The organism is Yersinia sp. 22-579 (genome assembly GCF_030433455.1).
GTDB classification, from domain to species: Bacteria; Pseudomonadota; Gammaproteobacteria; order Enterobacterales; family Enterobacteriaceae; genus Yersinia; species Yersinia enterocolitica.
The window spans coordinates 254693-270791 of record NZ_JAUJTZ010000007.1 but is presented as its reverse complement, the minus strand read 5'-3'; the positions used below and the strand labels follow the sequence as shown (position 1 = coordinate 270791).

Sequence of the window (16099 nt, the reverse complement as noted above, 5' to 3'; positions counted from 1 at the left end):
GCGTCCGTAGCTCAGTTGGTTAGAGCACCACCTTGACATGGTGGGGGTCGATGGTTCGAGTCCATTCGGACGCACCACTCTCGCATTATCCAGAAATTGTAAATTGCTAGTTTTTCAATGCGTTCTTAGCTCAGTTGGTTAGAGCACCACCTTGACATGGTGGGGGTCGATGGTTCGAGTCCATTAGAACGCACCACTCTCTTATTTCCGATTCCCCCCTGCGCTAATCAATCTGACTCAATCTCCTTCAATCCATTGATGTTGTTTTCAACAATTATTCCCCCTTTATTTTGTTAAAATTGTTAAAAAACTTTTTTGTTGCGCAACAAACCAAGTGTTATTCTCAAGGTTTGCGCGACTAATGACCCATTTTTATAAAAATCGGCAATGAGTTTCTGTTTTCTATTTCATTTCCCGCGACTTACCGCTTATAATACGAACCGTCGTTTCAGTTGAATGGTTTCAGCATCTTGATCTGCCGATACGCTAAAAAAATACAACTCACATTTACGCCATCGTATACCGATCATGCGTTTAGCCTCGTGCTAAAGTTTTCCGCTCAATTTCCGCAACTGTCATCTATTCTTAGTAATGTTTTGCTTCTTGGTCACGTTTCGCTACACCAGACACTAATCAAATTCCACTCCGTTGCTGTATTTAACGGAATATTCGCTTTTAATCCATCACAACTTGTAGAAAAAATCCGTCATGAAAAAGACTAAAATTGTTTGTACTATCGGTCCAAAAACCGAATCCGAAGAAATGCTGACGAACCTGCTGAAAGCTGGCATGAACGTTATGCGCTTAAACTTCTCCCACGGTGACTATGAAGAACATGGTCAACGTATCAAGAATATCCGTGCTGTCATGGCAAAAACTGGCTTGAAAGCCGGTATCTTGTTGGACACCAAAGGCCCAGAAATTCGCACCATGAAACTGGAAGGCGGCAAAGATGCTGCTCTGGTTGCAGGTCAGACTTTCACTTTCACCACTGATCAAAGCGTTATTGGTAACAACAACATTGTTGCTGTGACCTACCCTGGCTTTGCTGCTGATCTGAAAATTGGCAACACGGTGCTGGTTGACGATGGTTTGATCGGCATGGAAGTCACCGAAGTCACTGAAAGCACTGTGGTATGTAAAGTGCTGAACAATGGTGATTTAGGTGAAAACAAAGGCGTTAACTTGCCAGGTGTTTCTATCCAACTGCCAGCACTGGCTGAGAAAGATAAAGCTGACCTGATCTTTGGTTGTGAGCAAGGCGTGGACTTCGTTGCGGCATCCTTTATCCGTAAACGTTCAGACGTGCTGGAAATCCGCGAACACTTGAAAGCCCACGGTGGTGAGCATATTCAGATCATCTCCAAAATTGAAAACCAGGAAGGTCTGAATAACTTCGACGAAATCCTGGAAGCATCCGACGGTATCATGGTTGCTCGTGGTGACCTGGGTGTTGAGATCCCGGTTGAAGAAGTTATCTTCGCGCAGAAGATGATGATTGAGAAATGTAACCGCGCACGTAAAGTTGTTATTACTGCAACTCAGATGCTCGATTCCATGATCAAAAACCCACGCCCTACCCGTGCAGAAGCAGGCGACGTGGCTAACGCCATTCTGGACGGTACAGATGCCGTGATGCTGTCTGGTGAAAGTGCTAAGGGTAAGTACCCATTAGAGTCTGTTACCATCATGGCGACCATCTGTGAGCGTACAGACCGTATCATGCCTAGCCGCATCGAAACGCTGAACGACAATCGCAAAATGCGTATCACTGAAGCCGTTTGCCGTGGTGCAGTAGAAACCGCAGAAAAACTGGAAGCAAAAGTGATCGTGGTAGCAACTGGCGGTGGTAAATCTGCCAAGTCAGTACGTAAGTACTTCCCAACAGCAACCATTTTGGCACTGACCACCAATGAAGTGACCGCTCGTCAGTTAATCCTGACCAAAGGCGTGATAACTCAACTGGTCAACGAGATTGCTTCAACAGATGACTTCTACCGTATCGGTAAAGAAGCCGCTTTGGCTAGCGGTCTGGCACAGAAAGGCGACGTTGTCGTGATGGTTTCTGGTGCGTTAGTGCCTAGTGGCACCACCAATACCTCTTCCGTGCACGTTTTATAATCTTAACGCACGACTAAACGCTAATTAAAAACGCCGCTTTCAATAGCGGCGTTTTTCTTTTTAAGCACCGCTAAATAAACTTTCCGAAAAATCCATTTTATCTTAGGCACCCCAAACCCTTTTTCCTGAGTAGGACTTATCCGAAAGAATCCGGCTGTTTTACCTCGTTTTTTTAACTTTTTTTTAAAACAAGATGCTTCTTTGAGCGAACGATCAAAATAAACCCCTCTAATACTAAAAATTTATTCTCTTTCGAAAAAACTTTGTGTAATACTTGTAACGCTACATGGAGATTAACTTAATCTAGAGGGTGTTAATAATGAATCGTACTAAACTTGTACTGGGCGCGGTAATTCTGGCTTCTACTATGCTGGCTGGTTGTTCAAGCAATGCTAAAATCGATCAACTGTCTTCTGACGTTCAGACTCTGAACGCTAAAGTTGACCAACTGAGCAACGACGTGAACGCAATCCGTTCTGACGTTCAAGCAGCTAAAGACGATGCAGCACGTGCTAACCAACGTCTTGACAACCAAGCTCACGCTTACAAGAAGTAATATTACTTCCTGAATGAAAAATGGCGCACATTGTGCGCCATTTTTTTGCCTCGCAGAAACTCGCCTCTGACGGTAACTCTCCCTGTTATACCCTTCCCTGACCATCTACTTCATCATCAACTTGTTCATTCACCATGCCGATACACCAAAAAATTAGCCACGGCAAAATGGTAACTGCCGTGGCTAAGATTACGTTAAGTCTTAGATGTGTTAAGACCTGGATGTGTTAAGGCTTAGTTCGCAGCTGAGTAAACCGGGCCTGGCTGAACCAACTTAGGAATTTCTTGTTCAGTGGGTTGCTGACCTTCGCTCTGCGGTTGTGCCTGTTGCTCGCTCTGAGGGGCTACAGCAGCCGGAGCTTGTACAGGGGCAGTCTCACCTACAGTCACGATAACCGGCATGCCAGCACGGCGTACAATCGCTTCCTGAACCACTTGTGCATCAGTCTGGCTGTCATTGATAAATTTCTGCAGACTGCTACTGATAGCGATTGGCATCGTTTGCGGATCATCACTGTCTACACGAGACAACGGCTGATGGACTTCCACATAACGCTTACCATCTGGTTCAACGGAATATTTAACCGGTTCGTTGATGATCTGAACGCGGGTGCCTTTTGGGACGGCTTTGAACAGCGCTTCAATATCATCTGGACGTAAACGAATACAGCCGGAGCTGACACGCATACCGATACCGAAGTTAGCGTTGGTTCCGTGGATCAGGTATTCACCACCACCGGCAGCCAAACGCATGGCAAACAGACCCATTGGGTTTTCTGGGCCCGCTGGAACGACTGCTGGCAAAGTCACACCTTCAGCTGCGTAGTGCTTACGGATGTTGGCCGTTGGTGTCCAGGTTGGGTTCGGGATCTTCTGGCTGACAGAAGTTGTCATCGTTGGAGTATTACGCCCCAACTGGCCGATACCGATTGGGTATACAATGACTTTGTTCTGGCCTTTAGGGTAATAATAAAGACGCAGTTCGGCCAGGTTGATGACGATACCTTCACGTGGGGTATCAGGCAGCAACATCTGAGTCGGGATAGTTAACACTGAACCGGGTAACGGCAAATACGGGTCAGCGTCTGGGTTTGCTTCCAGCATTCCCAACAAACCGATTTTATAATCGGCAGCAATAGCCTCCAGTGGACGACCATCATTTGGAACAGTATAGGTAGTATTTTCACCAATCAGACGACTATTGGCTGGCGGCAGAGGATACTCGGTCGCATTGGCAGCGGTAATACTTCCCGCCAGACAAGTTGCGAATAACATACCAATCAAAGTTAATGCACGTTTCATGCTTAGTTCCTACATCACTTCTTAAAATTCGATTCGGCTATCTACGTTAATTTTAGCAGCCAATAATAAGGCCACCATATAGTAACAGTCATTATTATAAAGGCAATTTATATCTCTAGAAATCAAGGTGTTACAATGTAATTTATTATGCTTTTTCCAACCTGGAGGGCGATTTAAGCTGCTGAAATTTCACCATTTTAAGACTGTGACCCATGACGCAAAAATGCTCAGTCGCGGGAGAATAAAGCACAAAATGTTGACGTGAATCAGCCCGCTTTTAGTACCGCTGCTTTAGCACGAATGCCGCGGATCATGGCTTCAAGGCCTTGGGAACGCGAAGGAGTTAGATGCTGACTAAGAGCTAAATCGGCAAAGAATGGCCGAACATCAAGATCGATTATCTGTTGCGGGGTCAAACCCTGATACAGAATAAACACGACTGCGACCAGGCCTTTGACGATAGCGGCATCGCTATCACCGGCAAATACCACTTTGCCTTCAGTCGAGGTGCTCATGGCAATCCACACCTGACTTTGGCAGCCCGAAATAAGGTTCTCAGGCTGGCGCTGCTGTTCAGTTAACGGCGGTAGCTGTGCGCCCAACTCAATGACATACAGGTACTTTTCTTCCCAATTCAAACAACGGGAAAAGTTACGAATCAATTTATCTTTATCTGGCAAACCAGCCATAACATGCCTCTTACAGTAAAAATAAAAGCCGACTATTTATCATGATAATCGGCTTTCGGGGACTCTGTCGCGAGCTGTTTGCGTTAACCCAGTAATTTTTCGATGCGCAGTAATCCAGCCACCAAGCGATCCACTTCCTCGCGGGTATTATACAGTGCCAGTGACGCGCGACACATACTCGGGACTTGGTAGAACGCCATCAACGGCATGGCACAATGGTGCCCGGTACGAATAGCAATACCGTATTGATCCAGGAAGCTGCCCACATCATAGGCATGATGTAGCCCCAGATTAAACGCTATCACTCCTGCCCGTTTGGTCGGGCCATAAAGTGTCAGACTTTTAATCTGGCTCAATTGCTCCAATGCATACTGCATTAGCGATTGTTCATATTGATGGATCTGCTCCAAGCCCAAGCCATTCACATAACTGATTGCTGCACCCAGCCCCATAATCCCGGCTGTATTGGGCGAACCCGCTTCAAAACGCCACGGCGCATCAGCAAAGGTCGTGCCTTGTGTCAAGCTGACGGTTTTAATCATCGCACCGCCCCCTTCCCAAGGCGGCATCTGCTGTAGCAATTCACGCTTGCCATACAAGATACCAATGCCCGATGGCCCATACAGTTTGTGACCGGAGAAAACATAGAAATCACAGCCCAGATCCTGCACATCGACAGCTTGATGCATAATGGCTTGAGCGCCATCCACCAGCACCACTAAGCCCGCCGCTTTGGCTTGTGCCACGATCTCTTTAATCGGGTTCACTGTTCCCAGCACATTGGACACCTGGGTTATCGCCAACAGCTTGGTGGTGTTATCCATCAGCCCTGCCAACGCAGCAGGTTCCAATTCTCCGGTTTCTGTCAGTGGCCAGACACGAATTTCGATACCAATCTCTTTTGCCAGCATCTGCCACGGTACAATATTGGCGTGATGCTCCATTTCGGTAATGATAATGCTATCACCGGCTTTGAGAGCATGGCGGCCATAGCTGTTAGCCACCAGATTAATGGCTTCGGTGGTGCCTTTGACAAAAACAATCTCTTCGGCAGAGGCTGCGTTAATAAAGTCAGCAACCTGGCTGCGCACCGCTTCCATCTGCGCAGTTGCTTCGGCACTCAAGGTATGGATGCCGCGATGAACCGCCGCATAGCCCTCACGATAGAAGTTAAGCTCTCTATCAATCACTATTTGTGGTTTCTGCGCACTGGCAGCACTGTCCAGATACGCCAACGGCTGACCGTTAACTTCACGGCTAAGCAGTGGAAAATCGGCTCTGATCTGTTCGATACTGATCTGCCCGATACTGGCTGGTCCAATAGAGAAACTCATAGCGACTCCCCAGCCAGCCGCTGTGCAATGCGCGCCAGCACCACTTTACGGATGGATTCGTGATGAATGGCTTCGGTCAATTCGGCGGCAAAAGCAAAAATAATCATTTGCTGTGCATCTGCCTGATTGATACCGCGTGATTGCAGATAAAACAGCTGTTCTGCATCAATACGCCCAACGGTAGCCCCGTGGCTACACTTCACATCATCAGCGTAAATTTCCAACTGCGGTTTGGTATCAACTTCAGCCAACTTACTGAGCAACAAGTTATTGTTGGTCATTTGTCCGTCAGTTTTTAAGGCGTGCTGAGCCACTTTAATCATGCCATTAAAGACCGCTTTACCCCGTTCGCGCACTATGGTTTTGTGCAGTTGACGGCTTTCACAATAGCCCTTGTTATGTTCCAGATAAGTGCGGGTATCACAGATTTCGCGCCCAACTGGCAGCAGCAGGCTATTAATGGACAAAGTTGCACCCTCGCCATTTAACTGGGCGCTGGTGTTGTGGCGAGTCAGCCCCGCCCCGAGCAAGAAACTGTAACTCTTGGCCCGTGCATCACGGCTTAACACTAAATCGTTATGGGCAAAGTGATAGCTTTGCGGTGTTTCAAATGCCAGTTTACAATGACTCAACTCAGCATTATCACCCACTGAAATAGTCAGCCTCGCGCCAGTAAAATGCGGCTGTTCATTGAGGCTAACAAAATGCTCAATGACCTCAGCCTGTGCACTCGCCTCAATCGTCAGATGATGGCGATAATGGCTGGTATTCACCACCTCAGAACCCTTACCTGAGCTGATATGCAGCAGATAAAGCGGTTTGTCGCTGTGTTTCCCAGCGGGTAATCGAATGTGCAGACGTTGCTGAGCCAGACTCTCTGTTAGATGCAAAAAAACTTCCGACCGAATAGCCGCAGGAAATGGGGTATTTTCTGTCGCAGGTGTTAGTTGATACGGGCCACAATCGCGGTCGCTCAACTCAGGGGCATATAGCCCATCAATGAAAACCACACGATGCGCACCTTTGATCAATGAGAGATCATCGCACTGAGTCGCCGTGACTTCCGCTGCGGGGGCAAAACTGAAGTTGTGCGCCAGTAAGCGCTCCAGTGGTGTGTATTTCCAGTCTTCATGCTTGATGCTGGGAAAGCCCAGTTGCAGCACTTGTTGCCAATGTGCAGTTGCCTCGGCACTCTGACCACTTTGGTGCTGTTTAAGCGTTTGATTCTGTTTAAACAATTGACCAAAATGTAGTAACGCATCAGCGCGCTGTTTTTCAAGCATACGTTGCTGTTCCAGCAGATTACTGTTGGTCGGTAAGCCAGCCATAGCCTTGCTCCTCCAACTGTTTCACCAGCGTGAAATCACCAGATTTAATGATTCGCCCCTGATACAACACATGCACAAAGTCAGGTTTGACGTAATCGAGGATGCGCTGATAGTGAGTCACAATAATAAAGGCGCGATCTTGATTGCGTAGTGAGTTCACCCCGTTGGCGACAATTTTCAGTGCATCAATATCCAAACCAGAATCGGTTTCATCCAGAATGCATAACGAAGGCTCCAGTGCTGCCATCTGCAGGATATCGTTGCGCTTCTTCTCACCACCCGAGAAACCCACATTCACTGAACGGGTCAGTAAGTCTGCTGGCATTTTGAGTAACTCAATTTTCTCTTCGATAAAATCAGCGAAATCAAAACGATCCAGCGGTTCCTGTTGGCGATATTTACGTACCGCATTGACGGCAGTTTGTAGGAAGAAATGGTTGCTGACGCCCGGGATTTCTACTGGGTATTGGAAAGCCAGAAATACGCCCTCGCCCGCCCGAGCTTCAGGGTCAAGTTCCAGCAAGTCTTTACCCTTGAATGTCACACTACCCGCAGTGACTTCATATTCTTCCCGTCCGGCCAGCGCCGCAGACAAGGTACTTTTCCCTGAACCATTTGGCCCCATGATGGCATGCACTTCGCCAGGCTTGATCTCCAAATCCAAACCTTTGAGGATCTCATTACCTTCAACACTGACTTTTAAATTCTTAATGCTTAACATAAGTTTCCTTGGTGCGCAGGCGCGCAAAACTCTGCAAATGCTTATTCAACTGAGACTCAACCAACACTGTGTTCCAGGCTGATGGCTAACAATTTCTGCGCTTCCACGGCGAATTCCAGTGGCAACTCGGAGAACACATCCTTACAGAAGCCGTTAACAATCATTGAGATGGCATCATCTTCGCTGATACCACGTTGCAAGCAATAAAACAGTTGGTCATCACCAATTTTTGAGGTTGTCGCCTCGTGCTCTAGCTGTGCGGTGTTATTACGCACTTCCACATAAGGGAAGGTATGTGCGCCGGAATCCGGGCCAATCAGCATCGAGTCGCATTGCGTGAAGTTACGGGCGTTATCCGCACCGGGCAAAATTTTAACCAGCCCACGATAGGTATTTTGGCTGTGCCCCGCAGAGATCCCTTTGGCAATAATGGTTGATTTGGTGTTTTTGCCAATATGGATCATCTTGGTGCCGGTATCGGCTTGCTGATGGCCGTTGGTTAATGCGACCGAGAAGAACTCGCCGATAGAGTTATCGCCCTGCAAAATGACACTCGGGTATTTCCAGGTAATGGCCGAGCCGGTTTCAGATTGGGTCCATGACATTTTGGAGCCCTCACCTTCACACAGCGCCCGTTTGGTCACAAAGTTGAGAATACCGCCGGTACTGTCAGCCCCCGCAAACCAGTTCTGAACTGTCGAGTATTTCACTTCTGCATTTTTGTGCAAAATGACCTCAACCACCGCGGCATGCAACTGATAGCTATCACGAACCGGCGCAGAGCACCCTTCGATATAACTCACATAGCTGTCTTCATCGGCAATCAGGATAGTGCGCTCAAACTGACCGGTTTTGGCGGCATTGATACGAAAATAAGTGGATAACTCCATTGGGCAGCGCACCCCTTTTGGCACATAGACAAAAGTGCCGTCAGAAGCGACTGCCGCATTCAGCGCGGCAAAAAAGTTATCTTTGGCAGGAACCACTGATCCCAAATACTTACGTACTAAATCGGGGTATTCCTGAATGGCTTCACCGAATGAGCAGAAAATAATACCTTGTTCGGCCAATTTACCGCGATAGGTGGTCGCCACAGAAACCGAGTCAAAAATGGCATCAACCGCCACTTCAGCCCCTTCCCGCACTGGCACCCCAAGCTGGGCAAAGGCAGATTCAACCTCAGCGGTGAGGTACTCATTCATGGTGTGCGCAGCTGAATCTTCAGCTGATGATTGCTGTAGTGCGCCGGATTGCGAACCGCAATTATCATCACAGCTACCGCAAGATGGCGCTGAGTAATAGCTGTAATCCTGGTAATCCAGACTTTTATAATGCGCTTTCAGCCAATGCGGTTCTTCCATTTCTAACCAACTGCGATAAGCCCCGAGGCGAAATTCCAGCATCCATTCCGGTTCATTACGCTTGGCAGAAATGGCGCGAATCACATCTTCATTGATGCCCTTCGCCAGCTCATCAGTCGCAAGTTGGGTAAAAAAGCCTTCTTTGTAGCGACCATCGCTGACCCAAGCCTGCACATCATCTGGAACTTCTACATTGCTTCGTGTCATTTCGTTTACATCGCTCAAACGCCAAAGCTCTCGCCACACCCGCAGGCGTGCTGAGCTTTAGGATTATTAAATTTAAAAATCTGATTTAGCCCTTCGCGGACATAATCCACCACGGTGCCATCAATAAACGGCATTGCTTTTAGCGGTACGTAAAGTCTGGCACTACCATGCTCGAAAACCAAAGCATCACTGGCTGGCTCCTTAGCCATATCCATCACGTAAGCAAAACCGGCACAGCCGGATTGCTTGACCCCCAGCTGCAACCCTTTTATTTCAGGATCCTGTTGCATGAGCCGTGTAATTTGCGCCGCGGCGCTGTCGGTGATCGTAACGCCTTGCCAAACATTATCATCAAGCGAAAATGTCCCGACGGATTCCTGTTGCATATGCCCCACCTTCTATTTCTTAATAATTAGCTGGCTGATTATGGGTAAATCAACACAGATTGTTCACAATGGTAGTGATAATAATTATCACTTCAACCGTTTGTTTTGCAGGGATATTAAGAAAAGTGCCGTTTAGACCTCAAATGAGGCGGCAACGAAAGAAGCATGCTGCGATGGCCGGAGAAGTCTGGGTAAACAAACACACTTTTATCGCCATGAAATAAAACAATAATTACGACAGCGATGCCTGAATCCCTTGCTATATCAGAGGTTAATTGCGGTTAATCTCTGTATTTTTAAACATTCATAAAAAATACCTATTTCTCCATTAACTTTAGCTGAAAACCCCCTCAGGGGGAACCTATCAGAGAGATTCGCCGCATTTATCGGATAAACAAAGTTGTCAGAAGATCGGTACAAGGAAGATGCGGTAATGAATGATATTGCTCAAGGCCTACAATTGGCCCTGAGCAATAGATATACTTATATTTAGGTTGGTTATTTTGCTGGGGATAATACCGCAGTGGTCAAACGAGAGGTGCAACACAGTCGGTTTTGTTCATCAAAAATCTCAATCTGCCAAACCTGATGGCTGCGACCAACATGAATAGCACGACAACAGCCGCGCACTGTCCCAGACCGGACCGCTCTTAGATGATTAGCATTGATTTCCAACCCCACGACTTGTTGCCCTTCCGTGGTACATAAATACCCCGCCATCGACCCCAGTGATTCCGCCAACACCACTGACGCCCCGCCATGCAGCAGACCAAAGGGTTGAGTTGTCCGATTATCTACCGGCATCGTAGCTTCCAGTTCGTCATCGGATAATCGAGTAAATTCTATGCCCAGATGCCCGACCATGCAGCCTTGGCTCTGTTGATTTAGCTGTTCCAGTGTTGCCGTGCGTTTCCAAAGCATCCTTTTTCCCTTCCTACTTGAGGTTGCAGAAATGTTAATAGCTGGCAAAGCTTAAACCAATTCAAGTAACGCTTGCAATGGATGTCGTATACTGTTGCCTTCAATACGCTTAACCTGACTGCGGCAAGAATAACCGGTCGCTAAACAACGTTTTGCTGGCAGCTTTTGCAATGCCTGTTGCCAGGATAATGCATAAATACCTAACGAGTTATCGAGGTTCTTCGCTTCATGACCGTAAGTTCCAGCCATGCCACAACAACCGACACTGACGTTTTCCAGCCTGGCTCCATAACGGGAGAATATCGCAGCCCAATGCTGACTACTGGCGGGCAGTGCGGTAGTTTCGGTGCAATGGCCAAACAGATACCAGGATTCACCGGTCATTGGTTGCCCTTGCTGTTCAGCCAATGCCTCATGTAACCACTCATGCACCAGTTGCACACTAAAGTCACCACGGGCATTCCCCAGAATCTCTTTATATTCATCGCGATAACAGAGCACCAGGGCCGGGTCAACCCCGACCATGGGTATCCCCAATACAGCAATGCGGTTCAGAAAATCAGCGGTTTTCCGTGCCGTTTTAGCAAAACGTTGCAGGAACCCTTTGATATGCTGTGCTTTACCATTCGGCGAGAATGGCAGCAACACCGGATTGAAACCGAGCTTCTCCACCAGCCGGACAAAATCGGCGACAACCTGAGCATCGTAGTAACTGGTGAAAGGATCTTGCACTATCAAAACATGCTGACGGCGCTCTGAATCCGGCAACTTCTCCAACTGTTCCAGTGTCATGGTGCTGGCATAGTGACCGGACAATGACTGCTTCAACGTTGGGCTGGAAAGTAACGGAAGATCCACCATGCCGATGCTTTTGCGGCTTAACGCGCCAACCCAAGGTTGCTTGAGGAAGAAGTTAAACACTTTAGGCGCTTTCGCCATCAACGGGGCATAGTCTTCTACACCAGCGACCACATAATCACGCAGTGGCCGATGATAGCGAGTGTGATACAACTGTAGGAAACGGGAGCGGAAACCCGGCACATCAATCTTTATCGGGCATTGCGTCGAGCAAGCTTTACACGCCAGGCAACCGGACATCGCTTCTTTCACTTCATGCGAGAAATCATAATCTCCCTGACTGGCATGCCAGGTATTACGCGTCTTTTCAATCAGCCCGCGCAAACTGGGGCGCTGAGTCGCCAGCCCATTTTCCAGTGCCACCGGGTCAACCCCTTGTTCGGATAACAGCCGTAGCCATTCCCGTACCAAAGTGGCCCGCCCTTTTGGCGAATGAATTCGGTCACCGGTTATTTTCATCGACGGGCACATGGGGCTGCGAGCATCAAAGTTAAAACATAATCCGTTGCCATTGCACTCCATTGCGCCACGGAATGAAGTTCTGACGGAGAGCGGGATACGTCTGTCCAAAGTGCCGCGTTTGTCAGAAGTATCGACTGTCATCATCGGGGCATCACTCCCCAATGGAGAGCAAATTTTACCGGGATTCAGTCGATTATCGGGGTCAAATACAGATTTTATCTGGCGCAACTCATGATAAAGCACCTCACCGAAGAACTCGGGGCTATATTCTGCGCGAAAGCCTTTACCGTGCTCTCCCCACAATAAGCCGCCATAGCGCGCCGTCAGTTGCACCACTTGATCGGAGATCTGCTTCATCAGCATTTCTTGTTGCGGATCGCACATATCCAGCGCCGGACGAACATGCAACACACCGGCATCCACATGGCCAAACATGCCATAGGTCAGATTATGGCTATCGAGCAACTGGCGGAACTCCACAATATAATCAGCCAAATGGTGTGGCGGCACACAAGTATCTTCCGCAAAGGGGATAGGTTTGGCCTGCCCTTTACTGTTACCCAGCAAACCAACCGCTTTTTTGCGCATGCCATAAATGCGCTCAATTCCGGCTAAATCACTGCAAATCTGATAACCAATCACCCCGCCTTCGTGGGCCGCCATCAAATCATCCAAACGTTGGCAAAGTGATTCCATTTGGCCGTCAATCAGCGCTTTATCATCACCGGCGAACTCGACAATATTCAGCCCCAGCATCTCTTTATCCGGAACATCAGTAATGAGTTCTTTGACCGAGTGCCAGACAATATCCTCTTTCGCCAGATTGAGGACTTTTGAGTCCACAGTTTCCACTGACAGCGCTTTGGCTTCCACCATAAAAGGCGCGTTGCGCAGTGCCGAATCAAAAGAGTCATACTTCACATTCACCAAACGGCGAACTTTTGGCAGTGGTGTAATGTCCAGTGTGGCTTCGGTAATAAAGGCTAGCGTCCCTTCAGCTCCAGTTAAAATACGTGTCAGATCAAATGTTTGTAGGTCGTCACTGAACACATGGCGCAAATCATAACCCGTCAGGAAGCGGTTTAATTTGGGGAATTTTTCCAGAATCAACGCCCGTTGATCCCGACAACGGTTAAGCACGGTATGGTAAATACGCCCGGTGACGGAATCTTCCTGCGCAATCGTTTCCGCCAGTGGCGTCGGCATCGCGCGAGTATCCAGCATCTCGCCACCCAGCAAAATAGCGCGCAACCCCAGAACATGGTCGGAGGTTTTGCCATAGACCAATGAACCCTGACCGGAGGCATCAGTATTAATCATGCCGCCCAATGTAGCGCGATTACTGGTGGATAATTCCGGCGAGAAGAAATAGCCAAATGGACGTAAGTATTGATTAAGTTGATCTTTAATCACTCCCGCTTCAACCCGCACCCAGCCTTGCTCTACATTGATATCCAGAATGCGGTTCATATGGCGCGACATATCCACCACAATACCGGTATTCAATGCCTGACCATTGGTTCCGGTTCCGCCACCACGTGGCGTGAAGACCAACGATTTAAAATTTTCCTGCCCGGCCAGACGACCAATCAGTACGACATCCGCCGTCGAGCGCGGAAAGATAACCGCATCAGGCAGCAGTTGATAAATACTGTTGTCCGTCGCCATGGTTAGGCGATCTGCATAATTGGTCGCGGTATCGCCGGTGAATCCGTTTTGCTTCAAAGCATCCAAAAAATCCAGCACCAACTGAATAACACCTGGCGCTTGAGAAATCTGTGGGATCATTAGTGTGACCCTATCTATATGTGGGTTTGTTTTAAGGACTATTCCACTGAAAGACTATCCGTTACCAATCACCTTTGTCGAACGATTTATACCAATTCAGAACGATGGGAAAGAGATGGCTGCCGACCAAGGTTAAATACAGTAATAAACTATTAAGTATCAAAATTTTATATTGCGCAAATAATAATCAAACCACCATCAGAACGTGCTGTTACATCACTTTTAGTGCAATCGGATTTATATTATCCCGAGGACATCGCCTTTTTTTGATAAAAATACAGCAGTAAAACTCAAGTGTATCTGTTAAAAACCGCTGAAATACACCATGATTACAGCTGATCCTGAATAAGATTGGTGCAAATATCTCATTAGTGCATTTTCTAATGAGTACAAATAAAACAGTGCGATGGCCACCTTGCCATGATTTGTGAAGTGAGAACCCACTGATGAATTACCCGCAGCTACGTCGTTTCGATTTACCCAAACTGATGTTTGGGGTGATATTCATTATGATAATGATTATTGCCAGTTTTTGGGTGGTACAGCCGTTTATTATGGGATTTGCCTGGGCTGGCATGGTGGTAATTGCTACCTGGCCTTTGTTGATCAGGCTACAAAAGATCTTATGGGGCAAGCGCTGGTTGGCCGCGATTATTATGACCATTCTGCTGGTTTTACTGTTCGTTATTCCCATTGCTCTGCTGGTCAGCAGCCTGGTTGAGAATAGCGGCCCGCTTATCCAGTGGGCATCCAGCCCATCCAATTTAAAAATGCCGGATGTCACCTGGCTAAAATCAATCCCCATGGTGGGTAACAAACTCTATAGCGGCTGGCATTCGCTAATTGCCGGTGGCGGTAATGTGCTAATCGCCAAAATTCAGCCGTATGTCGGTGCTGCCGCAACCTGGTTGGTCGCACAAGCCGCTCATATCGGCTACTTCTTGATTCATTTAGCGCTGATGGTGCTATTTAGCATTTTGCTCTACTTCCACGGCGAGCAAGTAGGTTTGGGTATTCGCCATTTTGCGGTGCGAGCTGCCGATAAACGTGGTGATGCAGTGGTTGTACTGGCAGCAAAAGCCATTCGAGCAGTGGCGTTGGGAGTGGTCGTTACCGCACTGGTGCAAGCCGTGTTAGGTGGAATCGGCCTCGCTATTGCCGGAATTCAATACGCGACATTGTTTACCGTCTTAATGTTTATTTGTTGTGTCGCGCAACTCGGGCCATTGCTAATTCTGATACCTGCGGTCATCTGGCTGTACTGGACGGGTGATTCAACCTGGGGCACGATATTGCTGGTATGGAGTTGTATCGTCGGAACAATGGATAACGTGTTGCGACCTTACCTGATCCGTATGGAAGCGGATATGCCGATGATATTAATTCTGTCCGGCGTTATTGGTGGCTTGCTGTCATTCGGTATGATTGGTTTGTTTATCGGCCCAGTGGTGTTGGCTATCTCCTATCGATTGACCTCCGCTTGGGTCAATGAAGCACCGGAACCCGAAGAGAGCATTACCGAAGTCGCCAAACATTTAGAAGAGCTTTGAAACATAATAGGGGTTATGCTGCTTAACCCCTATTATCTAGCAATATCCGCTACTGGAAATAAATAATAGCCTTTTTAATATTCACATTTATATTCGAAACAACCGTTCGTATTAGTGATTAAATAAAGTCGTTATTAATAACAAGGTGAAATCACTTTTATTGTAAATATATATTCAATCAATCTTATTCAGATGATTCTTAATGACTAACTCACGGAATTTACTTATTATTATCGTGTAGTGCTTTCCCCAAGATATTTAAATAAATTATCTCATAATGACTTATTTAAATATCTGTAATCGAATACACGTATTGCTGTGTGTAGTCTTTGCCTGTCACCTAAGACGGGCTTTTTTTTTATTATATTCTGTGTAATTAGAATAGTGTCTGTATTAGCTACGTCCATTCCCTTGAATCACTTGAGTGATGGGGATGACTACCTGAAAGGATAAAAAAATCCGCAACCGAAGCTGCGGATAATAAATATATTGGCAAAAGTACTATCTATCGCACTA

General features: G+C 47.4%; 12 protein-coding genes, 2 tRNA genes and 1 other RNA gene. 6 read left to right on the top strand and 9 right to left on the bottom strand.

The features are described 5' to 3' along the window. From QSV56_RS11150 to QSV56_RS11135, 4 genes are all read left to right on the top strand, one after another. Positions 1 to 77: transfer RNA gene (locus tag QSV56_RS11150), tRNA-Val, on the top strand. A gap of 42 nt (positions 78 to 119) precedes the next feature. Further along, a tRNA-Val gene (locus tag QSV56_RS11145) sits at positions 120 to 196 on the top strand. 512 nt (positions 197 to 708) lie between these two features. Beyond that, the gene (gene pykF / locus QSV56_RS11140; RefSeq protein WP_005165633.1) at positions 709 to 2121 is read left to right on the top strand and encodes a pyruvate kinase PykF; all 1413 of its coding nucleotides are present in this window, start codon (positions 709 to 711) and stop codon (positions 2119 to 2121) included. A gap of 319 nt (positions 2122 to 2440) precedes the next feature. Beyond that, positions 2441 to 2677, top strand: a complete 237-nt coding sequence (locus QSV56_RS11135) for a major outer membrane lipoprotein (protein WP_005165631.1) — start codon at positions 2441 to 2443, stop codon at positions 2675 to 2677. Positions 2678 to 2910: 233 nt separating this feature from the next. Here the strand turns inward: QSV56_RS11135 and QSV56_RS11130 are convergent, their stop codons facing one another. The 9 genes from QSV56_RS11130 to QSV56_RS11090 all read right to left on the bottom strand — a co-directional run bounded on the left by QSV56_RS11130 (position 2911) and on the right by QSV56_RS11090 (position 14033). After that, the gene (locus tag QSV56_RS11130) at positions 2911 to 3978 is read right to left on the bottom strand and encodes a L,D-transpeptidase family protein (protein ID WP_005165628.1); all 1068 of its coding nucleotides are present in this window, start codon (positions 3976 to 3978) and stop codon (positions 2911 to 2913) included. A gap of 266 nt (positions 3979 to 4244) precedes the next feature. Further along, positions 4245 to 4667 carry a cysteine desulfuration protein SufE gene (gene sufE, locus QSV56_RS11125; RefSeq protein ID WP_019079319.1) on the bottom strand — a complete coding sequence of 141 codons (423 nt, stop codon included), beginning with the start codon at positions 4665 to 4667 and terminating at the stop codon, positions 4245 to 4247. 83 nt (positions 4668 to 4750) lie between these two features. After that, the gene (gene sufS, locus QSV56_RS11120) at positions 4751 to 6001 is read right to left on the bottom strand and encodes a cysteine desulfurase SufS (RefSeq protein ID WP_263696635.1); all 1251 of its coding nucleotides are present in this window, start codon (positions 5999 to 6001) and stop codon (positions 4751 to 4753) included. Further along, positions 5998 to 7329, bottom strand: coding sequence for a Fe-S cluster assembly protein SufD (sufD, locus tag QSV56_RS11115; protein WP_050131364.1), 1332 nt, complete (start codon positions 7327 to 7329; stop codon positions 5998 to 6000). The genes sufS and sufD overlap by 4 nt, the downstream gene beginning before the upstream one ends. Then, positions 7304 to 8050, bottom strand: coding sequence for a Fe-S cluster assembly ATPase SufC (gene sufC, locus QSV56_RS11110; RefSeq protein ID WP_019079316.1), 747 nt, complete (start codon positions 8048 to 8050; stop codon positions 7304 to 7306). Before sufC ends, sufD begins: the two co-directional genes overlap by 26 nt. A gap of 56 nt (positions 8051 to 8106) precedes the next feature. Continuing rightward, the gene (gene sufB, locus QSV56_RS11105; RefSeq protein ID WP_005169421.1) at positions 8107 to 9618 is read right to left on the bottom strand and encodes a Fe-S cluster assembly protein SufB; all 1512 of its coding nucleotides are present in this window, start codon (positions 9616 to 9618) and stop codon (positions 8107 to 8109) included. Between the two features lie 14 nt (positions 9619 to 9632). Continuing rightward, the gene (sufA, locus tag QSV56_RS11100; RefSeq protein WP_005165616.1) at positions 9633 to 10004 is read right to left on the bottom strand and encodes a Fe-S cluster assembly scaffold SufA; all 372 of its coding nucleotides are present in this window, start codon (positions 10002 to 10004) and stop codon (positions 9633 to 9635) included. Positions 10005 to 10502: 498 nt separating this feature from the next. Further along, positions 10503 to 10925 carry a hotdog fold thioesterase gene (locus QSV56_RS11095; protein WP_172653761.1) on the bottom strand — a complete coding sequence of 141 codons (423 nt, stop codon included), beginning with the start codon at positions 10923 to 10925 and terminating at the stop codon, positions 10503 to 10505. Between the two features lie 51 nt (positions 10926 to 10976). Next, positions 10977 to 14033 carry an FAD-binding and (Fe-S)-binding domain-containing protein gene (locus tag QSV56_RS11090; protein ID WP_301212343.1) on the bottom strand — a complete coding sequence of 1019 codons (3057 nt, stop codon included), beginning with the start codon at positions 14031 to 14033 and terminating at the stop codon, positions 10977 to 10979. A 446-nt stretch (positions 14034 to 14479) separates the two neighbouring features. Between QSV56_RS11090 and ydiK the strand changes: the two genes are divergently transcribed. Both ydiK and rprA read left to right on the top strand, forming a co-directional pair. Continuing rightward, on the top strand, positions 14480 to 15583 hold the full coding sequence (gene ydiK, locus QSV56_RS11085) for an AI-2E family transporter YdiK (protein WP_005161505.1): 1104 nt from the start codon (positions 14480 to 14482) through the stop codon (positions 15581 to 15583). 252 nt (positions 15584 to 15835) lie between these two features. Continuing rightward, positions 15836 to 15944: antisense sRNA RprA (gene rprA, locus QSV56_RS11080), an RNA gene on the top strand. Positions 15945 to 16099 lie beyond the last annotated feature (155 nt).